Origin of the sequence: Natronobacterium gregoryi SP2 (assembly GCF_000230715.2) — an archaeon.
In the GTDB taxonomy this organism is placed as follows: domain Archaea; phylum Halobacteriota; class Halobacteria; order Halobacteriales; family Natrialbaceae; genus Natronobacterium; species Natronobacterium gregoryi.
The window spans coordinates 2,239,619-2,259,398 of sequence record NC_019792.1; the positions used below are offsets into that span (position 1 = coordinate 2,239,619).

At 64.3% G+C, this 19,780-nt stretch carries 23 protein-coding genes and 1 pseudogene; 13 read left to right on the forward strand and 11 right to left on the reverse strand.

Going from position 1 to position 19,780, the window contains the following annotated elements:
• Window positions 1-32 precede the first annotated feature (32 nt).
• From NATGR_RS11190 to NATGR_RS11205, 4 genes are read left to right on the forward strand one after another with little or no spacing between them, the layout of a single operon-like run.
• A complete protein-coding gene (locus NATGR_RS11190) occupies window positions 33-2,060 on the forward strand; it encodes a hydantoinase/oxoprolinase family protein (protein WP_394295395.1) in 2,028 nt (675 codons plus the stop codon).
• Window positions 2,057-3,673, forward strand: coding sequence for a hydantoinase B/oxoprolinase family protein (locus NATGR_RS11195; protein ID WP_015233597.1), 1,617 nt, complete (start codon window positions 2,057-2,059; stop codon window positions 3,671-3,673). The genes NATGR_RS11190 and NATGR_RS11195 overlap by 4 nt, the downstream gene beginning before the upstream one ends.
• Window positions 3,674-3,677: 4 nt before the next feature.
• On the forward strand, window positions 3,678-4,403 hold the full coding sequence (locus NATGR_RS11200; RefSeq protein ID WP_005579392.1) for a maleate cis-trans isomerase family protein: 726 nt from the start codon (window positions 3,678-3,680) through the stop codon (window positions 4,401-4,403).
• 50 nt (window positions 4,404-4,453) lie between these two features.
• Window positions 4,454-4,678 carry a hypothetical protein gene (locus NATGR_RS11205; protein ID WP_005579393.1) on the forward strand — a complete coding sequence of 75 codons (225 nt, stop codon included), beginning with the start codon at window positions 4,454-4,456 and terminating at the stop codon, window positions 4,676-4,678.
• A 69-nt stretch (window positions 4,679-4,747) separates the two neighbouring features.
• On the opposite strand, the gene NATGR_RS11210 is transcribed toward NATGR_RS11205, so the two are convergent.
• Both NATGR_RS11210 and NATGR_RS11215 read right to left on the reverse strand, forming a co-directional pair.
• Window positions 4,748-5,080, reverse strand: a complete 333-nt coding sequence (locus NATGR_RS11210; RefSeq protein WP_005579394.1) for a hypothetical protein — start codon at window positions 5,078-5,080, stop codon at window positions 4,748-4,750.
• On the reverse strand, window positions 5,077-5,442 hold the full coding sequence (locus tag NATGR_RS11215; RefSeq protein WP_005579395.1) for a MarR family transcriptional regulator: 366 nt from the start codon (window positions 5,440-5,442) through the stop codon (window positions 5,077-5,079). The genes NATGR_RS11210 and NATGR_RS11215 overlap by 4 nt, the downstream gene beginning before the upstream one ends.
• A 118-nt stretch (window positions 5,443-5,560) precedes the next feature.
• Here NATGR_RS11215 and NATGR_RS11220 point away from each other — a divergent pair, with 118 nt between their 5' ends.
• Both NATGR_RS11220 and NATGR_RS11225 read left to right on the forward strand, forming a co-directional pair.
• The gene (locus NATGR_RS11220) at window positions 5,561-6,337 is read left to right on the forward strand and encodes a coenzyme F420-0:L-glutamate ligase (RefSeq protein WP_005579396.1); all 777 of its coding nucleotides are present in this window, start codon (window positions 5,561-5,563) and stop codon (window positions 6,335-6,337) included.
• Window positions 6,334-7,341, forward strand: coding sequence for a 5,10-methylenetetrahydromethanopterin reductase (locus NATGR_RS11225; protein ID WP_005579397.1), 1,008 nt, complete (start codon window positions 6,334-6,336; stop codon window positions 7,339-7,341). The genes NATGR_RS11220 and NATGR_RS11225 overlap by 4 nt, the downstream gene beginning before the upstream one ends.
• 13 nt (window positions 7,342-7,354) lie before the next feature.
• Here NATGR_RS11225 and NATGR_RS11230 read toward each other — a convergent pair whose 3' ends face one another.
• Window positions 7,355-7,552 (reverse strand): hypothetical protein, encoded by a 198-nt coding sequence (locus NATGR_RS11230; protein ID WP_015233598.1) that lies wholly within the window; start codon window positions 7,550-7,552, stop codon window positions 7,355-7,357.
• 115 nt (window positions 7,553-7,667) lie between these two features.
• On the opposite strand from NATGR_RS11230, the gene NATGR_RS11235 reads away from it, so the two are divergent.
• Together NATGR_RS11235 and NATGR_RS11240 are read left to right on the forward strand one after the other, a co-directional pair.
• On the forward strand, window positions 7,668-7,892 hold the full coding sequence (locus NATGR_RS11235) for a DUF7573 domain-containing protein (protein WP_074929685.1): 225 nt from the start codon (window positions 7,668-7,670) through the stop codon (window positions 7,890-7,892).
• A gap of 108 nt (window positions 7,893-8,000) precedes the next feature.
• Complete coding sequence (locus tag NATGR_RS11240) at window positions 8,001-8,195, forward strand: cold-shock protein (RefSeq protein WP_005579400.1); 195 nt, start codon at window positions 8,001-8,003, stop codon at window positions 8,193-8,195.
• 789 nt (window positions 8,196-8,984) lie between these two features.
• On the opposite strand, the gene NATGR_RS11245 is transcribed toward NATGR_RS11240, so the two are convergent.
• Window positions 8,985-9,236, reverse strand: a complete 252-nt coding sequence (locus NATGR_RS11245) for a hypothetical protein (protein ID WP_005579401.1) — start codon at window positions 9,234-9,236, stop codon at window positions 8,985-8,987.
• Window positions 9,237-9,290: 54 nt separating this feature from the next.
• On the opposite strand from NATGR_RS11245, the gene arcD reads away from it, so the two are divergent.
• Window positions 9,291-10,727: an arginine/ornithine antiporter ArcD gene (gene arcD / locus NATGR_RS11250; RefSeq protein WP_005579402.1), complete on the forward strand. Its 1,437-nt coding sequence runs from the start codon at window positions 9,291-9,293 to the stop codon at window positions 10,725-10,727.
• A 120-nt stretch (window positions 10,728-10,847) separates the two neighbouring features.
• Here the strand turns inward: arcD and NATGR_RS18905 are convergent.
• The 4 genes and pseudogenes from NATGR_RS18905 to NATGR_RS11265 form a co-directional block, all read right to left on the reverse strand.
• Window positions 10,848-11,006 (reverse strand): annotated as a pseudogene (locus NATGR_RS18905) (integrase core domain-containing protein); the annotation flags it as partial.
• A 172-nt stretch (window positions 11,007-11,178) separates the two neighbouring features.
• Window positions 11,179-12,084 carry a phosphogluconate dehydrogenase (NAD(+)-dependent, decarboxylating) gene (gnd, locus tag NATGR_RS11255; RefSeq protein ID WP_005579403.1) on the reverse strand — a complete coding sequence of 302 codons (906 nt, stop codon included), beginning with the start codon at window positions 12,082-12,084 and terminating at the stop codon, window positions 11,179-11,181.
• A gap of 50 nt (window positions 12,085-12,134) precedes the next feature.
• Complete coding sequence (locus NATGR_RS11260) at window positions 12,135-12,572, reverse strand: hypothetical protein (RefSeq protein ID WP_005579404.1); 438 nt, start codon at window positions 12,570-12,572, stop codon at window positions 12,135-12,137.
• Window positions 12,573-12,654: 82 nt separating this feature from the next.
• Entirely contained in the window at window positions 12,655-13,119 is a 465-nt protein-coding gene (locus NATGR_RS11265) for a hypothetical protein (RefSeq protein ID WP_005579405.1), read from the reverse strand.
• Window positions 13,120-13,233: 114 nt separating this feature from the next.
• Between NATGR_RS11265 and NATGR_RS11270 the strand changes: the two genes are divergently transcribed.
• On the forward strand, window positions 13,234-13,710 hold the full coding sequence (locus tag NATGR_RS11270) for a DUF2237 family protein (protein WP_005579407.1): 477 nt from the start codon (window positions 13,234-13,236) through the stop codon (window positions 13,708-13,710).
• Here NATGR_RS11270 and NATGR_RS11275 read toward each other — a convergent pair.
• Window positions 13,698-14,102 (reverse strand): hypothetical protein, encoded by a 405-nt coding sequence (locus tag NATGR_RS11275; RefSeq protein ID WP_005579408.1) that lies wholly within the window; start codon window positions 14,100-14,102, stop codon window positions 13,698-13,700. The two genes, NATGR_RS11270 and NATGR_RS11275, sit on opposite strands and share 13 nt — an antisense overlap.
• A 212-nt stretch (window positions 14,103-14,314) precedes the next feature.
• Between NATGR_RS11275 and NATGR_RS11280 the strand changes: the two genes are divergently transcribed.
• Entirely contained in the window at window positions 14,315-14,683 is a 369-nt protein-coding gene (locus NATGR_RS11280) for a hypothetical protein (protein WP_005579409.1), read from the forward strand.
• 8 nt (window positions 14,684-14,691) lie between these two features.
• Window positions 14,692-15,516, forward strand: a complete 825-nt coding sequence (locus tag NATGR_RS11285) for an MBL fold metallo-hydrolase (protein ID WP_005579410.1) — start codon at window positions 14,692-14,694, stop codon at window positions 15,514-15,516.
• Window positions 15,517-15,690: 174 nt separating this feature from the next.
• On the opposite strand, the gene NATGR_RS11290 is transcribed toward NATGR_RS11285, so the two are convergent.
• Window positions 15,691-17,205, reverse strand: coding sequence for an aldehyde dehydrogenase family protein (locus NATGR_RS11290; RefSeq protein ID WP_005579411.1), 1,515 nt, complete (start codon window positions 17,203-17,205; stop codon window positions 15,691-15,693).
• 174 nt (window positions 17,206-17,379) lie between these two features.
• Entirely contained in the window at window positions 17,380-18,360 is a 981-nt protein-coding gene (locus NATGR_RS11295; RefSeq protein WP_015233601.1) for a DUF5787 family protein, read from the reverse strand.
• A 168-nt stretch (window positions 18,361-18,528) separates the two neighbouring features.
• Here NATGR_RS11295 and NATGR_RS11300 point away from each other — a divergent pair, with 168 nt between their 5' ends.
• The gene (locus NATGR_RS11300) at window positions 18,529-19,764 is read left to right on the forward strand and encodes a translation initiation factor IF-2 subunit gamma (protein ID WP_005579413.1); all 1,236 of its coding nucleotides are present in this window, start codon (window positions 18,529-18,531) and stop codon (window positions 19,762-19,764) included.
• The last annotated feature ends 16 nt before the right edge of the window (window positions 19,765-19,780 follow it).

Below are 19,780 nucleotides of genomic sequence, written 5' to 3' on the forward strand. Positions count from 1 at the left end.
CCGATTCCCAGCAGGATATCTCGACTACCAGTATGAACGGCGAAAACCAACCGAACGACACTCGAATCGGCGTCGACGTCGGAGGGACGTTCACCGACGTCGCTCTCTCGGTCGACGACCGGCTCGTCACCGCGAAGGTGCCGACCACCGACGACCAGAGCGTCGGCGTCCTCGAGGGCATCCACAAAGCCTGCGAGCGCGGGGGGATCGACCCCGGCGAGATCGACGACTTCGCTCACGCGATGACCGTCTCGGTCAACGCTCTCTTAGAGCGTGGCGGCGCGAAGACCGCTCTCGTGACGACTGCGGGGTTCCGCGACGTCCTCGAGATTGGTCGCCAGGACCGACCAGATCTGTACGATCTCGAGGCCAAGAAACCCGATCCACTCGTCCCGCGCGAACTGCGGTTCGAGGTCGACGAACGGACGACCGACGAGGGAGTCGAGTCCGAGGCCGACCCCGACGATGTCCGTGCTCTGGCGGCGACGATCCAGGAGCGCGACGTCGAGGCAGTTGCGGTCTGCCTGCTGCACGCCTACGCCGACACCGAGAACGAACGCGTCGTCGCGGAGACGTTGCGCGAGGAACTCGAGGTGCCGGTGTCGGCCTCTCACGAGGTGCTCGCGGAGTTCCGCGAGTTCGAGCGCACGTCGACGACGGCCGTCGACGCCTACGTCCGCCCGGCGATCGACAGCTACGTCGGCCGACTCGTCGACGAGGCCGACGACGCAGGGATTCCGGCTCCACGGATCATGCAAGCAAACGGTGGTATCGCCGACCCCGAGACCGTCCGCGAACACGCTGTCACGACGACGATGTCCGGTCCCGCGGCGGGCGTCGTCGGTGCGGCTGCGACCGTCTCCGACGACGACGTCTCGGGGCTCGTCACCTTCGACATGGGTGGCACCTCGAGCGACGTGAGCCTCGTTCGCGACGGCCAGGCCGAACGAACCACCGACGCCGAAATCGCCGGCCTGCCGATCCGGACGCCGATGGTCGACGTCAACACCGTCGGCGCTGGCGGCGGCTCGATCGCCTGGGCCGACGCCGGCGGGGCACTCCGAGTCGGCCCCCAGTCCTCGGGTGCCGAACCCGGCCCTGCCTGTTACGGCAAGGGAGGAACGAACCCCACCGTCACCGACGCCAACGTCGTGCTTGGCTACATCGGCCCCGAGACCGAACTCGGCGGCGAGCTGACCTTAGACGTCGAGGCAGCCCACACAGCCCTCGAGAAGTTGGCCGACGAGGTCGGCCTCGAGGGCGCACTCGAGGCCGCCCAGGGCGTCTACCGGGTCGCGAACGCGACGATGACCCGGACGATCCGCTCGGTGACCGTCGAACGCGGCCACGACCCCCGCGAGTTCGCGCTGGTCGCGTTCGGTGGTGCGGGGCCGATGCACGCCGCGGCGCTCGCCGATGCACTCGCAGTCGACCGCGTCGTCGTCCCGCGGCCAGGCGGCGTCCTCTCTGCGTTCGGCCTGCTCGCGGCCGACGAGAGCTACGACGCCGTCCGCACCGTCGGCGTCGGCCTCGAGGAGGCCGAACCGGAATCGCTCGAGGATGTCTACGACGACCTCGTCGCGGACGTGCTCGGCGACGTCTCCGAGCCGGACGCGGCGACGGTCGAACGCGCCGCAGACTGTCGGTACGCCGGCCAGAGCTTCGAACTCACCGTTCCCGTCGACGACTCCTTCGACGCCTCCGCGGTGGCAGAGCGTTTCCACGCGTCTCACGAGCGGGCCTACGGCTACGCGATGGACGAGGCGATCGAGGTCGTCAACCTGCGGACGACGGCGACCGTTCCCGGCACGGAGCCGACCGTCCGCCACGAGGGCGAAGGCGACGCGCTGGTCGGCACGCGCGAGGCGCACTTCCCCGGCACCGGTCCGCGGGAGACGACCGTCTACGAGCGCGATCGTCTCGCACCCGGCGTGACGATCTCGGGGCCGGCGATCCTCGAGCAGGCCGAGAGTACGACCGTCGTCCCCCCGACGTGGGCAGGCGAGATTCTAACAGATGGGACGCTCGTGATGACTCGAGAGGGGGTGGACGACCGATGACCGACGCGACCGACGCGACCGACGCGATCGATCCAGTGACGCTCGAAGTCCTTCGCAACCAACTCGAGAGCGTCGCCGAAGAGATGGGCCAGACGCTGATTCGCGGCGCGTACTCGCCGAACATCAAGGAACGGCGGGACTGCTCGACGGCACTGTTCGACGCGGAGGGGCGGATGATCGCTCAGGCCGAACACATCCCGGTTCACCTCGGAGCGATGCCGGCGGCCGTCGACGCCGTCCGCGACTGCGAACCCGAGCCAGGTGACGTGTTCGTCCTCAACGACCCCTTCACTGGTGGAACGCATCTGCCCGACGTGACGATGGTGTCGGCGCTTTCGGCCGACGACGAAATCGTCGGCTACGCCGTTTCCCGTGCCCACCACGCCGACATCGGCGGGATGACTCCCGGCAGTATGCCCGCGGGCGCACGGGAGATCTACCAGGAGGGGCTGCGCCTCCCGCCGACGCGACTCGTCGAGGGTGGACAGCTCCGCGAGGATGTCCACTCGCTCGTACTCGCGAACGTCCGCAACCCCCGCGAGCGACGTGCGGACCTGCGAGCACAGCTCGCTGCGAACGAACGTGCGGCGAACCGACTCGAGGCGCTGTTCGCCGAACACGGCCGCGAAACGGTGCTCGAGGCGTTCGACGCCGTCATCCACTACTCTCGCGAGCGGATCGTCGACGAGATCGCCGACCTGCCGGACGGCAGCTACGAGGCGACCGACGTCTTAGAGGGTGACGGCGTCACCGACGACGACTTCGAGATTTCGGTGACAGTGACGATCGACGGCGAGACGATCGACGTCGACTTCGCAGGCACCGACGACCAGCTCGCGGGTAATCTCAACGCGCCGCTTGCGGTCGCCAAGAGCGCGGTCTACTTCGTCGTTCGCTGTGTCACCGATCCCGAGATCCCGCCGAACCACGGCTGCTACGAACCCGTCAGCGTCCACGCGCCCGCGGGAACGCTGCTCAACCCCGAGCCACCCGCGGCCGTCGTCGGTGGCAACGTCGAGACCAGCCAGCGCGTGACCGACGTCGTCTTTACCGCACTCGCGAAGGCCGCGCCGGATCGCGTGCCCGCCCAGGGCCAGGGGACGATGAACAACCTGACCATCGGCGCGCGCGACGGCTCGTTCACCTACTACGAGACGATCGGCGGCGGCTTCGGCGCCCGAGCGGACCGCGACGGGATGGACGGCGTCCAGGTCGGGATGACCAACACGCTGAACACGCCCGTCGAGTCGATCGAGACCGAGTACCCGCTTCGAGTCGATCGGTACGCGCTCCGGGAGAACAGCGGCGGTCGCGGCCGGTATCGAGGAGGGCTCGGCCTCGAGCGCACCGTCACCGTCGAGAAAGACGCGACCGTTTCGCTGCTGACAGAACGGCGTCGCCACGCGCCGAAGGGCGTCGCCGGCGGCGAGGACGGTGCGACCGGCCAGAACCTGATCGACGGCCAGTCGGTGCCCGCGAAGACGACCGTCGATGTCGAGGCTGGGACGACCGTGACGGTCCGCACCCCCGGCGGCGGCGGACACGGCGACCCCGACGAGCGCGACGAGGAGGCGCTCGAGGGAGACCGTCGCGGCGGCAAACGGACCGAGTGAACCCATGTCGACTCGCGGCGCTCCGACCGGCCAACTCGGACTGATCGTCCCCTCGTCGAACACGACCGCCGAACCCGAGTTCCGAGCGGCGCTATCCGACTCGGTAACCGTCCACGGCGCACGAATGTCCCTCGAGTCGGTCACCGTCGACGCACTCGACGCGATGAGCAACGACGTTACCCGGGCGGCCGAACTGCTCGGCCACGCCGACGTCGACGCCGTCGCCTACGCCTGTACCACCGGAAGCCTGCTGCATGGCCCCGGCTTCGACGCCGCACTCGAGGCAGAAATCGGGACGGCCGCCGACGCACCCGCCGTCGCCACCGCACGCTCGGTCGTCCGGGCACTCGAGGCGCTCGACGTCGACCGGATCGCTGTCCAGACCCCCTATACCGCCGACCTCGACGAGAAGGAACGCGAGTTCCTCGAGGAGTCGGGCATCGAGGTCACGAGCATCGACGGCCGTGGCATCGAGGCGAACGTCGAGATCGGTGCGCTGACGCCAGAGGACGCAACCGAACAGGCTCGCGAGGGAGTCGACGCCGCGGACGTCGACGCCGTCTTCGTCTCCTGTACGAACTACCGCTCGCTCGCCGCGGTCGAGGAACTCGAGAACGACCTCGGCGTCCCCGTGGTGACGAGCAACGGCGCGACGCTGTGGGACGTCGCTCGAGTGGCAGGGCTCGAGGTCGACGGCCCCGGAACGTTGTTCGAGCAGGCTCGCTCGTAGTCGTTCGAACTCGCCAACAGGTATTTATTTAAACATTCCTAACAGTTCGTATGGCAACCAGCGAGCGGTCCGTCTTCGACCGATATCGACTGACGGAATACGGCTCTCTGCTCGGCGTGATCGTCGCGTTTGCCGTCCTGGCACAGTTCTGGGCGATTCGACCGGCGTTTACCCTCGCCGGCTGTCTTCTCATCGTCGCACTGTACGTCGTCGGACGGATCATTCGGGCGCTAGAGCGGATCGCGGACTCCCTGGAGCGACTTGCCGACGAATAGTACGTTTCACCGTCGTGCGACCTATAGATCCCAGTCCTCGGTAGCACCACGGCTGTTTCCAGCCAGCGATTACTCTTGCAAATATTCGACGAGTCGGCCGACCGCTTCGTCTACGCGGGCGTCTTCGATTCGGTCGAACCACTCGAGAATTTCGTCGTGGTTCAGCGAGACGACGCCCCAGGGAACGAGGAAACTCCGCTTTGGCAATCCGCCGTCGCGAAAGTCGTCTTCGGTGACTGGGATCGTCTCGTCGTACCACGTTCTGGTCGTGAGAGTCACCGCGACGTATTGCTCGCCATCGAACGGATGTTCTTCGGTGTTACAAATGACGAACGGGCGACTAGGCTTTTCTTCGTCGAACGGATCGCCGGCTTCGACGACGTCTCCGCGTTCGTACTTCATTCGTGCTCTCGTTCGTTTGGATGCGGCCCGTCAGCAGCGGCGTCGCGCCACTCGTCCATATCCTCGGTACCGAGTCGCTCGTTCAGCGTCTCGAGACTCCGACTGAAATCGACTGCCCCCCGGATGCGCTCCCGATTGTCGGCCGCCCAGTACGGTGGCTTGTGTCGGACGAGATTTCGCTCTTTCAGCCGGCTCAGCACGGCACTAACGGCGTTCGGATCGATATTCGTCGCGTCGGCGATCTCCTGCCGACGAAACGCCTTGTCGTCGTTCGTCAGGAGAAAGGAGAGAATCCGCTCCGCGTTCGTCCGCTCGGAGTCGAACTCGGATTCTCGCTCGAACGTTTCGATATCGATCGGCATGTGTCGATATACGTGTTTGTGATGTATGGATGTTTTCCTGTTTGGATCGAGTTGTCTCACTGTTGTGCCTATTCTCCGGTGACGGTGCGCTTTTGACGCCGCTCCCCAACTCTCCGGTATGGAACTGACGCCAGTGACGGACCTGCCCGAGATCCGTCCCGGCGACGACCTCGCCGAGTTGATCGTCGATCGGGCCGGGGACGACCTCGAGTCGGCCGAGGTGCTCACCGTCGCCAGCACGGTCGTCTCGAAGGCGGAGGATCGGACGGCCGACCTCGCGGAGTATCCAGTCAGTGGGCGGGCCCGCGAAATCGCCGACCGGATCGAGGATGTGGCGGGCGAGCAGAAAGATCCGCGGTTCGCACAGGCCGTTCTCGAAGAGAGTACGGAACTGCTGATCGACGCGCCGTTCCTGTTGACAGAGACGCGCTTCGGACACATTACGGTCAACGCGGGGATCGATCGGTCGAACGTGCCGGAGCACGACCTGCTGTTGTTGCCGAAGCGACCGGGCGAGAGCGCCGAGCGGATTCGACGGGGGCTCGAGGACCGCGGCATCGAAGACGTCGCGGTGATCGTCACCGACACCTCGGGTCGGCCGTTCCGACACGGGCAACGCGGCGTCGCGATCGGCTGGACGGGGATGCCCGCGAGCCGGGACTGGCGTGGCGAACGAGACCGCGACGGACGAGAACTCGGCGTCACCGTCCAGTCGGTCGTCGACGAACTCGCGGCGGCGGCGAATCTCGTCACCGGCGAGGGAGCCGACGGCACGCCCGCTGTCGTCGTTCGCGACTGGGAGTTCGGCGACCTCGAGGGAAGCGACGAACTGTTCCGGTCGGTCGAGGACGACCTCGTCCGACAGGCACTGCGAGAGTGGGAGTTCCAGCAATGACGCACAATACCGACGAACCGACCTGGGGTATCGAACTGACACCCGAACACTCGCCCGACCGGATGGCGTCGCTCGCGGCACTCGCCGAAGACGAGGGGTTCGACGTGGCCTTCACGAGCAGCCACTACTTCAACCGCGATCCGTTCGTCGTCTGCTCGCGGATGGCGGAAACGACCGACGAGATCGGGCTGGGGCCGGGGATCGTCAACCCTTACGAGACCCATCCGGTACGGCTGGCCGCCCAGACGGCGACGATCGACGAAGTCAGCGACGGCCGCGCCGTCTTCGGCGTCGGCGCTGGCGACCGATCGTCGCTGGCGAACCTCGGCATCGAGCACGACCGACCGCTGCGGCGGGTCCTCGAGACGTTCGACATCGCCCGCAAGCTGTGGGCTGGCGAGACCGTCACCCACGACGGGACCTTCACTGCCCAGGACGCCTCGCTGAACCTCGAGCCCACATCGGACGAGATTCCGGTCTACGTCGGCGCGCAGGGGCCACACATGCTCCGGATGAGCGGCAAGCACGCCGACGGCGTGTTGATCAACGCCGCTCATCCGCGCGACCTCGAGTGGTCGGCGGGACAGATCGAGCAGGGACTGGCGGATCGGCCGGACGACTACGGCGCGTTCGAGTCGCTCGCGTTCGCGAGCGTCAGCGTCGCCGCAGAGGAAAAGGAGGCCCGCGAAGCCGCGCGCCCGCCGGTGGCCTTCATCGTCGGCGGCGCAGCCGATCCGGTGCTCGAGCGACACGATGTCGACCGCGAGACGGCAGCGACGATCAGTGAAGCGCTCGAGGCGGGCGACCTCCCCGAGGCGTTCGGCCACGTCACACCCGAGATGATCGACGCGTTCTGTATCGCGGGGACGACGGCAACGGTTGCCGAACGGTTCGAAGCGGCACTCGAGTACGTCGACGGAATCGTCGTCGGCTCGCCGCTGGGGCCGGATCTCGAGGATGCGATCGAACGGGCGGGCGAGGCACTCGATCGGGCGACCGAGTAGCAAGGCGGCGTCTTCAAATCGAGTTCGAGGAGAAGAGACTACCGACGGCTCCCAGCGTCAGGAGACCGAAGACGGCGATCGAGAAGACGACCAGCAGGCTTCCGACGAGAACCAGAAGCCCCGCGAGGCCATCGCCGGTTGCGACGTCCATGAATAGTTCGTTCATCTCGAGGATGTTGTCCACGATGACGTTCAGTGGCATGGGTTCCATACCTGAGACTTGTCAGTGGCGGTACTTGGTCGTGCCGGTCTGTCCCAGGGGAAACTACCTGTCTGTACCACCACGAGTCGGTGCGACTAAGCCCCAACCGGTCGTATCGGTGGGCGTGACCGACGACGCGATGCTCTCGACGTTTACGACGGCGGACGATGGGGACGACGAGTCGAGCGGGACGGCCGACCTCGAGGCAGGCGACGGCGAAGACGGCTGCACGGCCGTGCAGTCGACGTATGCGTGGGGCGACCACGAGTGCAGGCGGTGTGGCGACGACAGTGATCGCGTCTGGCGTGACGGGGACGCGTTCGTCTGTCCCGACTGCAAGGAGTGGTGACGAGAGCTGATTTTCGCCTGTCGTAGCCGCCTCGAGACGGACGGATCGACCCGATCGCGTCGAGTGCCCCGAACATTTATATCTCCGTCGTGGCTTTGTAGACCTGCAATGGCGCAAGGTACGGTCGCATTCTTCAACGACACTGGCGGCTACGGTTTCATCGAGACTGAGGACGCGGACGAGGACGTTTTCTTCCACATGGAAGACGTTGGCGGCCCTGACCTCGAAGAAGGTCAGGAAGTCGAGTTCGACATCGAACAGGCCGACAAAGGCCCGCGCGCGACGAACGTCGAACGGCTGTAGGCTGTTCCAGCACAGGGGTATCGTTTTCCGATTGTCACACCGAAAAGCGGTGGCTCCGTCGATTTTCTACACAGAGAGAATCCCGTCGTTGACGACGGGCGTGAATCCGACACCGCCGACACAAACCACGCTCAGCAGCAAGATGGATAGTTACGTTGGATCGCATTATAGTATGACAGACACCGAGGCGGTACGTCCGCCAACCTAATCGGACAATATCGGGACTCCAAGGCCTAGAACGTTCGAGACACCCTCTCGAACTGCTGTGATGTCTCGGTCAAGATAACTCCGAGTCCCCTGCCGAGAGAGGAGTAACGGCGGTGTGGCCCCGTCCTCAGAAATCGTTGATTTCTGATGGGCTGCACGAGAACGCCGTTCTCGTGAACGCCATCGGCCTGTCATGCCGACAGGTCGTAAACCAGCAAATATTCCAACTCAGCGGTGCAGTGCCGTGGGAAACCTCGCCGTGAACGGCGAGGAGGAGGAGGTCACCCTCGATCAGGGTGATCAGTCCGAATGCGGCCGCAAACGGACACTACCAGAAAACAGACGTGTCGGGGCCGTTCCGTCCGATGGCTACGGGACAGAGTCCAGAAACCCGCCTTTCGACGGTCGGACCCGGTATCGACGCAAACTAGGACTCCGCCAAGCGTCGACTGCTGAGTGAACCCAGACGACCGCATTCGGTTTCACTCATCCGTTCAGGCTTGCCAAAGCACTAGGACTCACATCGATGCCAACTGCACCAGTACCGCTGCTGACGGCGCTGTCTGTCCTGTTCTGCCTCCGCTACTCTTCGTCAGTATCGTCCTCTTTTGTACAGGCTGCGTTCGGTACGATGCCGACAGATTCCTCAAGGAGTTGCAGGTCGAATTCGACAACCTCGAGGCGACAGCTGTCCCGAAACGGAGTGTCGACGATGTCGACGACGAGTTTGCGCGATGTAACCTCATCTCCGACCTGTCGTTCTACGGGTTCGGTTACCGCTGCCAGCGGACCGCTTTCGATCACGAAACTGAATGCCTCGATACCAAACCACATATTTTGAAGTTATATTTTACAAGTCTTTTATTCCCTCGGCGCATATCGCCAGCGATGACACTCGACTTTACGCCGACGACGATCGACGAGTTGGACCCCGACCGACGGCCATCCGTCCGGTTCGCGCTCGTTCCAGTGCTTGCGGTCGTCATCTTCCTCGGAATCGGCTCGGCTCTCCTCGGACTCGATCCACACGTCCCACTACTCTGGAGTATCGTCACTACGGGTGCGTTCGGCCACTATCTGGGCTACTCCTGGTCAGATCTCTACGACGGCGTCGCGAACGGCCTCCTCATGGGGCTGCAGGCGATCCTGATCATCTTCACGATCTACGCGCTCATCGCAACTTGGGTCGACGCCGGGACGATTCCGGCGATTATGTACTACGGCCTCGAGTTACTGTCGCCGCACGTGTTCCTTCCCGTTGCTGCGATCCTCGCTGCCGTCGTCGCGTTTGCGATCGGTTCGTCGTGGACGACGGTCGGGACGCTCGGCGTCGCGTTCGTCGGGATCGGTGCAGGGCTTGGCGTTCCGGGCCCGATGACCGTCGGCGCAGTCATCTCGGGGGCATATGCCGGGGACAAGCAATCACCGTTGTCGGATACGACGAACCTCGCGGCCGGCGTAACGAATACGCCGCTGTACGAGCACATCTACCGTATGCGAACGGGCACCGCCATCGCCTTCGGCCTCTCGCTTGTCGGATTCGCCGCGCTCGGCTTGCAGGCTGGTGGTGCCGTCCCCGCCGATCGAGTCGCCGAGATCCAGTCGGCCGTCACCGGCGCGTACGAAATCTCCGTGTTCGTCTTCGTACCACTAGCAATCACCTTCGGACTGGCTCTGAAAGGGTATCCAGCCCTCCCGACACTGGTCGTCGGCACCTTCGCGGGCGTCTTTACGTCGATGCTCGTCCAGGGAACACATCTCGTCCCTGCCTGGGAAGTCTTCATGGAGGGAACCGAACTCGAGACCGGCTCCGAGTTAGTCAACGACCTGCTCGCGACCGGGGGCCTCACCGGCTCCGCGTGGACGATTACCGTCGTCGTCGCTGCGCTAGTGCTCGGCGGTCTACTCGAGAAGACCGGCGTCCTTGCCGTACTGGCGTACCACCTGTCCCAGGGTGTCAGTAGCTCCGGCAGCCTGATCGCGGGCACTGGCGCAGCCGCAATCCTCATCAACGGGCTTACCGCCCAGCAGTACATGAGTATCGTTCTGCCTGGAATGACGCTGCGGAACCTCTACGAGGAGTTCGGTCTGGATAGCGACGAACTCTCGCGAGCGATCGAGGCTGCAGGAACACCGACTGGCGCGCTCATTCCGTGGCATGCCGGTGGCGTCTTCATGGCGTCAGCAACGGGTGTCTCGACGCTCTCGTATGCCCCGTACTACCTGTTCGGCCTCCTCTCACCGCTCGTATTGTTCGCGATGGCATTGTCTGGTCACGGCGTCCCGACGACGAACCGGACCAAACGAACACAACACGCCGACTGATACGGACTGCTGTCCCGATGTCCTGGCGCGACCGCAGGAGCCCGCGGTCGCGTCGGAACTGACTGACAGCAAACCGTCTGGCAGAGTGCTTCTAAGGGCACCGTCTAGTGTAACACCTTGTCAGTTGGTCCGTCCATCGAGTGATTGATGCGGTCTCTGATGGTTGTAGTAATGCACAAACGTCTCACTCCATTTGCGGGCGCTCCGCCGACTGCCCACCCACGAGTTATGGAAACGGTCAACTCGCAGTTCGAAGATGTGGAACCCCTCTTCGATGTTTCGGCCGGTATGGACACGGCGGTAGTAGTGCTCTCGAGTCTCGGCGGCCGAGAGTTGTAGCTACTCCCGCCGACATCGTTTTGCGGCTAGAGCGTGGCGGTCTCCTACCGAGGGTGGTCCACGCCGTCGTTCCGTTGTCGCTTCTCGCCTGGATCGTCCGGTCCAGCAGCGGTCACTCTCGGCGGGGAACCGTGTGACGGCCGAACCCGTACCGAAGTCGACTCGCCAGCCGCCGCGAGAACCGGCCGTCGTCAGCCCGCGACCCGAAGCGCTCGCCGAGCGCCGTGTATATCAGCGGCAGCGGAACCTCTTGCTCGAGTCCCTCCTGGACCGTCCAGGTGCCTGTCGAACCGCCCTCGACGCGGTCGGCGACGTCGCCGAGATCGTTCCCTTCCTCACGAAACGCCTCTTCACAGAGCTCGAGCAGCCACGAGCGGATGACAGCGCCGTTGTTCCAGACCGACGCGACATTTTCGAGGTCCAGGTCGTACCGACCCTCGTGGAGCAGTTCGAACCCCTCGCCGTAGGCCTGCATGAGCGCGTACTCGACACCGTTGTGGATCATCTTCACGTAGTGTCCCGACCCTGCGGGCCCCATCCGTTCGTGGCCGTCGGGACCAGTAGCGACAGCGTCGAAAGCAGGTGTCAGTCGCTGGTAGGCGTCCGCTGGGCCGCCAATCATCAGCGAAAAGCCCAGTTCCGCGCCCGCGGGACCGCCCGACGTTCCGCAGTCGAGATACGCGGCCGGACAGGACTCGGCGCGTCGGACCGAGTCTTCGAAGTAGGAGTTACCGCCGTCGACGACCACGTCGTCGGCGCTGAGGGATGGCTCGAGTTCTTCGAGTGCCGCGTCGACGGCGTCGCCCGCAGGCACCATCAGCCAGACGTGCTTGCCGTCGGCACTGTCCAGTTTCGCCGCGAGATCGGTGATAGAGTCTGCGGGTCGTGCGCCCGCGTTTGCCGCCTCGTCGACGGCTTCGTCGTCGATGTCGAAGGCGACGACGTCGTGATCTGCCGCGAGCAGTCGATCGACGACGATCCGTCCCATGCGTCCGAGTCCGATGACGCCCAGTTGCATGCCAGTGGCTCCGGCGGGGACGGAAGTAGTGGTTGTGATTTGGGGCGCGGTCAGTGACGTGGTTGCTCGAGACGCGCCCAGCCGATCGCGTCGAGAACGACGATTCGGTCGTTACAGAGGACGTACACGCCGTTGTACTCGGAGTCGTCGCCGTCGTAGTAGGGAAGCGAGTCCCGGACGCTGTCGACGATGGACCAAGCCCCCTCCCGATCGAGCGTGACGTGTTCCCACTCTTTGCGGGCGTCGTTTCGGAGCGCTCGAGTGATCGCCCGTCGCGCCCCGGGGATCTGTGACAGCCGTTCGGACGAAGCGTCGACGATCGTTGCGCCATCGGGAACGTCGGTTTGGCTGACGATCCGTGCGCCGAGGTCGGCCTTCGATCGCGCGGTCTCGACGCGAGACCGTCGCGACCGGAGCAGGTAGCCAGCGGCCGCCGCCGTCCCGACCGCGAGCAGTGAGAGTGCCATGCCGTTCCCCCTGAACATCATGGGGAGTACGTTACAGCAACTGATTAAGTATCTTTCGCAAGAATGTCGATCCGAAGAAGACTGGTCGAGATCGAGAGTGAACCTACAGCACCGCGGCGACGTTCGTCGTGATCGCGCCGGCAACGACGAGCAACGCGACCGCGACGACAGCGGCGATCCGGTACAGTCCGAGCGCGTCGGCAGCCGGTTCGCGTAGCTTCTTCCCGTTGAGCCCCGATTCGAACCGTTTCGAACCAATCTCGACGAGTGCGGCAAGCGCCAGCCACAGCAGCACCATCACGAGCACCAGTTGGCCGTTGATCGTGCCGAACAGGGACTCGGAGCTGTAGCGAGTCCCCGCGAGGTGACCACCAGTGAGCAACAACACCAGTGCACTCACGCGAGAGATCGTCGTCAACTTGCTCGCAATCGTCTCGAGCGGTGCCGTCGAGGTGAACGCGCCATCACGGGCCAGTGGCAACACGACGAACGCGACGTAGACGACACTTCCGGCCCAGACCGAAGCAAACACCAGATGGATCGTCTGCATGACGAACTGGTCGACCATATCGCTTTCTTCGAGAGAAATGGTATCAGCGTTCCGACTTGCAGCCGTCAGTAACTGCGGCAAACGACTACCACAGCACCAGCCTTTTCGCTCCTGGCCCGCCATACCGACTGTATGTCGGACGCTCCGGGAACGCAAGGCGACGGTAACGAGCGAAGTGACCGCAACGTCTACGGAGGTGAACTCGAGCCCTGTAGCACCGATCCGACGACGGGGTTTCTACGGGACGGCTGCTGTCGGCGTGTCGACTCCGACCGCGGCCGACACGAACTCTGTGCGGTGATGACCGAGGAATTCCTCGCGTTCAGCCGGGCACAGGGAAACGACCTCGTCACGCCGAACCCCGAGTTCGACTTTCCCGGCCTCGAGCCGGGCGATCGCTGGTGTCTCTGTCTGGGACGGTGGCTCGAGGCCGAAGAGGGAGGCTGTGCGCCGCCGGTCGTGCTCGAGGCGACCCACGAAGCCGTGTTGCGCGACGTCGAGCCGGATCTGCTCCGGGAGTACGAGTACGAACCCGAGGACAGCGACGAATCCGATAAATCGGTGAAAGAACACGTCAGTTCGGACTCGACCAGGAATCACCCGAGATAGGATCCGATCCCGTATCCGATTCCGCTGAGTAGTACGCTCGCCACGAGTTGGTAGGCAAACAGATAGACGAGCAGGGGGGCGTACGGCTCCTGTTCGCCGCCGAGTGGCTCGAGTACGGTGCCGACCAGTCCAACTGTAAGAAGGACTGCCAGTGGGACGAGTGCGACGACAGCGGCAGTGAGAAACGTTTTATCCGTAAATCCAGCCCAGCCTGCGACGAGCGGCACACTGCCGTAGAGAGCGACGAAGAACGGTCCTTCGTACGGCCCCGTGAGGTCGCCAGCGAACAGTGACTGGATGCCAACGAGCAGAAGATACCACAGGATTAGTACAAGGTAGAGGATTCCACCGAGCTTGACGCTCTTACCGACGCCCATGTCGTTATCGTACATTTACACTTTTCCTCGGTCGGACATATAGTTTCAGCAAACAATATTCTTCTCCATCAGTACAGGCTGCTAATCAGGTAGCATCTGAACGAGGGCCTCCGTCACGGGACAGTTGAAGTCGAAGGAACTGAGACCGATAGATATCGACCGGCAACCCAGACCTAGTACTCCATCAGTGGCAACGTCCTTACGGGTCGACTGCCAATTCGATCACGATGAGAGAGGAGACACGACTCGAGCAGGTGGACGAGGGCGACGACGGTGATGCTGCCACAGCGTTCGCCGAGCGTGCATGGAGCGAGTGTGGCGACTCGATTAACCGACTCATTGCGTTCGGTGATGCCATGCGGGGCGACGACCGCGGCGTCCACGCGTCGATCGAGTTCCTGATCGTTCTCGAGGAAGACGACGACGGACCGACGCTCGAGGAGCGCGAGCGACGACTCGAGCGTCTCGGCAAGACGGTCGGCATCGAACGCGAGGTCGTCGTCGAGGTCTACGTGCTTCCGGCCGACCGCTTCGAGGACCAACAGGAGCATCCGCTCGTCGAAGAGGCACTCGAGGAAGGCGTCTCGTACGTTTGACCAGTCCGATGCGGGTAACGCTGCTCGGTACCGGCGACACGACGGGAACGCCCACCGTCGGCTGTGACTGTGACACCTGCGAGGCTGCTCGCGAGCGAGGCCTCGAGCGGACCCGGTTCTCGGTTCACGTCGAAAACGAGCGAACCGGCGAGTCGCTGCTGGTCGATTTCAGCCCGGACTTTCGCTACCAGTTCCTGCGAGACGGCGTCTCGCTCCCCGACGCCGCCGTCGTCACCCACGTTCACTTCGACCACCTGGACGGACTGGGCAACGTCTTCCGTCTCGTCGACGCGTTGACCGTGTACGCGGCCGGCGAGACCGATCCGAAGACCGGCCAGAGCGTCGCCGAGACCGTCGCCGAGGACTACCACTATCTCGAGGCGCTCGAGGTTCACGCGACGACGCCGCTCGATCCCGTCCGGACCTGCGGGTTCGACGTGACGCTGGTTCCGGTCGACCACCCACCACTGGTCTGTTACGGCCTCGCGATCGAAGACCCCGAGACGGGCGCGAAATTGTCGCTTTCGGGCGATACGAGCTACGGCATCCCCGACCAGTCCAGGGCGGTGCTCGCCGATCCCGACCTCCTGGTGGCCGACGCGATCGTTCCCGCCCACTTCTGCGAGTACCACCCGGCCGGCGGCCGCCACGAGGGACCCGACGGCATCCCCCGGACGTTCGGGACGAAACACATGACTCGAGAGGGTGCGCTCGCGCTCGCCGAGGATCTGAACGCCGATCGGACGCGGCTGGTCCACGCCGCTCACTACTATCCGGTGGAGGAAGCGTTCGAGGAGCCGCTGGCGGTCGACGGCGAGGAGTACGTGCTGTAGCAGGGAAGTACGGCGGCTAGCTCGTTCGAATGGCTGGGGTCGAAAGCCCAAACGTTTCCATCCGAGGAATTGGCGGGCCGACTGTACGGATTACTGTAACGATTTACCGGCGCAACCGCCGCCCGGGTCGCGGTTGTGCCGGAAATGACTGACAGTAAACCGTATGTTCGTTACTCAGCGCAACGAGAGGTTGATCGTCTTCGTCTGCTGGTAGTGATCCAGCGTCTCGCCACTCAGCTCGCGGCCGATGCCGGACTGCTTGTAGCCGCCAAACGGCAACCCGGGAACGAGGTCGTGGTAACTGTTGATCCAGATGTATCCCGCGTCGATGTCTCGAGCCGTCGTGTGCGCCGTCGTGATGTCGTCGGTGACGACGCCACCGGCGAGACCATACGCCACGTCGTTTGCGAGTTCGATCATCTCGTCGTAGTCGTCCCAGCGGAACACGTCGAGGACCGGACCGAAAATTTCCTCCTGGGCTGGTTCGCTGTCGTGATCGAGCCCCTCGATCAGCGTCGGCTCGACGTAACAGCCGTCCTCGAGTACGTCGTCGGGCCGACCACCGCCGGCGAGGAACTCTCCACCGTCTTCGCGAGCGGACTCTAGAAACTCGAGCGTCCGGTCGACTTGTTTCTGGGAAACTTTCGGGCCGAGGTCGGTCTCTTTGTCGAGCGGATCACCGATGGTCATCTCGCCGATCGCGGCGACCAGTCCGTCCAGCACCTCGTCAGCGATGTCCTCGTGGACGAACAGCCGTGATCCGGCCTCACAGCACTCCCCAGTGTTGTAGAAGATCGCCGACTGCACGAGCGCGACGGCTTTCTTCGGGTTCACGTCTGGGAAGACGACGACGGGGCTCTTGCCACCGAGTTCGAGTGTCACGTCGGTGACGGTGTCGGCTGCACGTTTCATTACTTGCTTGCCAACTGCTGTCGACCCGGTGAACGCCACTTTCCTGACGTCCGGGTGGCCCGACACGGCCACACCCGCCTCCTCGCCGTACCCGGGAACGACGTTGACGACGCCGTCGGGGACGACATCGTCGATCAGTTCCGCGAGTCGAAGCGCAGACAGCGGGGTCTGTTCGGCCGGTTTCAGCACGGAGCAGTTGCCGGCTGCGAGTGCGGGTGCGAGTTTCCACGACGCCATCAACAGCGGGAAGTTCCACGGAATGATCTGCCCGACGACGCCGTAGGGCTCTTTGATGACCTGGCCGTGCCGGGAGTCGGCAGTCATCGTCTCGCCGGAGTTCTCTCGGACGATCCCCGCGAAGAAGCGGAACTGTTCGGCCGCCCCGCGGACGTCGACTTTGGCCTCCGAAATCGGCTTCCCATTATCGAGACTCTCCAGTGTCGCGAGTTCCGCTGTGTGGTCCTCGATGGTATCGCCGATAGCCGTCAACACGCGCTGGCGTCGTCCCGCCGAAAACTCCGACCACGTCTCATCGAACGCCGTCCACGCCGCGTCGACGGCCGCGTCTACGTCTGGCGCTGTCCCGCGAGCGACCGACTCGAGTACTTCACCAGTCGTGGGATCGACGGTATCGAACGTCTCTCTCTCGTCTGCAACGACGAACTCGCCGCCGACGTAGAGGTCGGTGTGTTCAGGAAGGGCTGTTTCGGCCGCTTCACGATGGCGGGTTCGGATAGCGGTTCGCCGTTCGTCGACGGTGTCAGTGTCACTAGACATCGTACGGCGAGACCACCTCTACAGTGTAAAATCTATTCCCGTGACCTCATCTGAAGAAACCTTGAGTGGTTACATTTGGAGCGATAGTGGTGGGAGCGGGCCTGGAAAAAGTTACGTCCGTGGCCGGCGTCACAGCCGTTGGCGACCTGCACACAGAGTGTCGTCCCGTCGCCGCTATCCGCCGAACCGATCCAGTCCCGACTGCCGTCGTCGCTTACCGGCCGGCTTCGATCGCCACGACGTGTGTCGGTCGCGTTCGGCCTCGAGGTCGACGTCCAGAGCCGGACCGGACTCGTAGCCCGGACACGATGGGCCACACTCCGCGTTCGCGTCGACGATCCGGTCGTGCCACTCGCAGTGAGGCAGGGTCGCGTTCTGGGTTTTCTGCGCGTTGCAGGCAGTACAGTCCGGGAACCCGTACGTCCGCCACCCCTTGCCGTACGCTCGCTCGGCGATGCGACGGCGAGTGCCCGCTTTCTCCTCGGGAGAGACGACTTCGACGTCGGTTCGACCGGGGTGGAACTCGAGCGGTTCGATCCCCGGCTTATCGACCGCGAGCGAGGTCGGCTCGCGGACCACCTCGAGATCGATTCCGTCGTCGGTCCGGTGGACGCGCCAGACACCGACTTCGTCGGGAATGCGGTTCAGGTGCGCCCGCGTGACGTAGCTCTCGGTCGCGAGGACGACCTCGTCGACGACCGCGAGGCTGACGTCGGTCCGAAGCTGTGATTCGAGGTCGCCTGGCCGCTCGAGGTCGGGTTTGTTCTCGATGCCGACGATGCGGCCGTACCAGTCCGGGTAGCGCGTGACCTGACGGACGTACTCGCGTCCCTTGTGGCGCTCGCGCTCGAAAAAGCCGATCTCGCAGGCTTGTTCTATCGCACGGCGGGCGTGGTCGGGATGGTAGCCATCGAAGGCGTCTTTCCAGTATCGCGCTCGACCGGGACCGACGTCGGCCGCGATTGCCCCATCGGGGATCGTCTCGGCCGTGATCGTCGTCCGCTCGGCGAACTCGGGGCCGGGTTCGACACACACAGCGTCGAGTATCCGCCCGCCCGAAGCGGCGACGCTCGCGCCGAGCTGGCGGGCGAGTACGTCCTCGCGGCGGCGCTCGAGGTGGGCACACAACTCGAGTTCGAACGCGAACTCGCTCACGACCGACTCGTGGCGACGCGCGGACAAAAACGCCCCGCCACGCCGCTCGAGCAGTCGGTGTTCGGAACGGTGGTACACCGGCTCATCGGCCCCCATCGTGGCCGGCTGCAGAACAGTAGGTTTATCAAGCGCACGAGGGAAGCTATGCTCAAGATTACTCATCGTCTTATGGCAGGAAATCAACAACCGGAGGTGAACATCGGGCTCGTCGGTCACGTCGACCACGGCAAGACCACGCTGGTTCAGGCCCTGAGTGGGTCGTGGACCGACCAGCACAGCGAGGAGATGAAACGCGGCATCTCCATCAGGCTCGGCTACGCGGACGCGACGTTCCGTCACTGCGAGGGACTCGAGGAACCCGAGTGTTACACCGTCGCCGAGGAGTGTCCGGGCGGCTCGGCGAGCGAGCCACTGCGAACGGTTTCGTTCGTCGACGCCCCCGGACACGAGACCCTGATGGCAACCATGCTGTCGGGGGCCTCGCTGATGGACGGTGCCGTGCTGGTCATCAGCGCTAACGAGCCCGTGCCACAGCCCCAGACCGAAGAGCACCTGATGGCACTCGATATCATCGGGATCGACAACATCGTCATCGCCCAGAACAAGGTCGACCTCGTCAGCGGCGACCAGGCTCGACAGAACTACGAGGAGATCCAAGAGTTCGTCGAGGGAACCGTCGCCGAAGACGCTCCCGTCGTCCCCGTCTCCGCGGGCCAGGAAGTCAACCTCGACTTGCTGATGCAGGCGATCGAGGAGGAGATTCCCACGCCAGAGCGGAATCCCGACGCCGATCCACTGATGCACGTCGCACGGAGCTTCGACATCAACAAACCCGGCACGACCGCCGACGACCTCGCCGGCGGCGTCCTCGGCGGCAGTCTCGTCCAGGGCGAACTCGAGGTCGGCCAGGAGATCGAGATCCGGCCCGGCCGCGAGGTCGAGGAAGGTGGTCAAAGCGAGTACGTCCCGATCGAGACGACGATCCGGTCGCTGCAGGCCGGCGGCGAGGACGTCGATGCCGCGACCCCCGGTGGTCTGCTGGGCGTCGGTACCGGCCTCGATCCGTCGCTGACCAAAGGTGACGCGCTTGCAGGTCGGATGGCCGGTCCCGCAGGCTCGCTGCCGCCGACCTGGGACGGCTTTACGATGGACGTCGACCTGCTCGATCGCGTCGTCGGCACCGACGGCGAGGAAGGCGAGATCGAGGATATCAGCACGGGCGAACCGCTGATGATGACCGTCGGGACGGCGACGACCGTCGGCGCGGTCACCAGCGCTCGAGAAGGCGAGTGTGAGGTCAATCTCAAGCGGCCAGTCGCGGCCGAACCCGGCGCGAAGATCGCGATAAACCGCCGGATCGGCGCACGCTGGCGACTGATCGGCCTCGGGACACTCAAGGAGTAAGCCTACGGTAGGAGAC

Bases quoted from the DNA above. Each gene is read 5' to 3' on its own strand.
- NATGR_RS11290 (WP_005579411.1), bottom strand. From the start codon at position 17,205: ATGTCTAGTGACACTGACACCGTCGACGAACGGCGAACCGCTATCCGA.
- NATGR_RS11285 (WP_005579410.1), top strand. From the start codon at position 14,692: ATGCGGGTAACGCTGCTCGGTACCGGCGACACGACGGGAACGCCCACC.
- NATGR_RS11270 (WP_005579407.1), top strand. From the start codon at position 13,234: ATGTCGGACGCTCCGGGAACGCAAGGCGACGGTAACGAGCGAAGTGAC.
- NATGR_RS11200 (WP_005579392.1), top strand. From the start codon at position 3,678: ATGTCGACTCGCGGCGCTCCGACCGGCCAACTCGGACTGATCGTCCCC.
- NATGR_RS11220 (WP_005579396.1), top strand. From the start codon at position 5,561: ATGGAACTGACGCCAGTGACGGACCTGCCCGAGATCCGTCCCGGCGAC.
- NATGR_RS11265 (WP_005579405.1), bottom strand. From the start codon at position 13,119: ATGGTCGACCAGTTCGTCATGCAGACGATCCATCTGGTGTTTGCTTCG.
- arcD (WP_005579402.1), top strand. From the start codon at position 9,291: ATGACACTCGACTTTACGCCGACGACGATCGACGAGTTGGACCCCGAC.
- NATGR_RS11215 (WP_005579395.1), bottom strand. From the start codon at position 5,442: ATGCCGATCGATATCGAAACGTTCGAGCGAGAATCCGAGTTCGACTCC.
- NATGR_RS11300 (WP_005579413.1), top strand. From the start codon at position 18,529: ATGGCAGGAAATCAACAACCGGAGGTGAACATCGGGCTCGTCGGTCAC.
- NATGR_RS11195 (WP_015233597.1), top strand. From the start codon at position 2,057: ATGACCGACGCGACCGACGCGACCGACGCGATCGATCCAGTGACGCTC.
- NATGR_RS11230 (WP_015233598.1), bottom strand. From the start codon at position 7,552: ATGGAACCCATGCCACTGAACGTCATCGTGGACAACATCCTCGAGATG.
- NATGR_RS11210 (WP_005579394.1), bottom strand. From the start codon at position 5,080: ATGAAGTACGAACGCGGAGACGTCGTCGAAGCCGGCGATCCGTTCGAC.
- gnd (WP_005579403.1), bottom strand. From the start codon at position 12,084: ATGCAACTGGGCGTCATCGGACTCGGACGCATGGGACGGATCGTCGTC.
- NATGR_RS11225 (WP_005579397.1), top strand. From the start codon at position 6,334: ATGACGCACAATACCGACGAACCGACCTGGGGTATCGAACTGACACCC.
- NATGR_RS11260 (WP_005579404.1), bottom strand. From the start codon at position 12,572: ATGATGTTCAGGGGGAACGGCATGGCACTCTCACTGCTCGCGGTCGGG.
- NATGR_RS11240 (WP_005579400.1), top strand. From the start codon at position 8,001: ATGGCGCAAGGTACGGTCGCATTCTTCAACGACACTGGCGGCTACGGT.
- NATGR_RS11245 (WP_005579401.1), bottom strand. From the start codon at position 9,236: ATGTGGTTTGGTATCGAGGCATTCAGTTTCGTGATCGAAAGCGGTCCG.
- NATGR_RS11275 (WP_005579408.1), bottom strand. From the start codon at position 14,102: ATGTACGATAACGACATGGGCGTCGGTAAGAGCGTCAAGCTCGGTGGA.
- NATGR_RS11190 (WP_394295395.1), top strand. From the start codon at position 33: ATGAACGGCGAAAACCAACCGAACGACACTCGAATCGGCGTCGACGTC.
- NATGR_RS11205 (WP_005579393.1), top strand. From the start codon at position 4,454: ATGGCAACCAGCGAGCGGTCCGTCTTCGACCGATATCGACTGACGGAA.
- NATGR_RS11280 (WP_005579409.1), top strand. From the start codon at position 14,315: ATGAGAGAGGAGACACGACTCGAGCAGGTGGACGAGGGCGACGACGGT.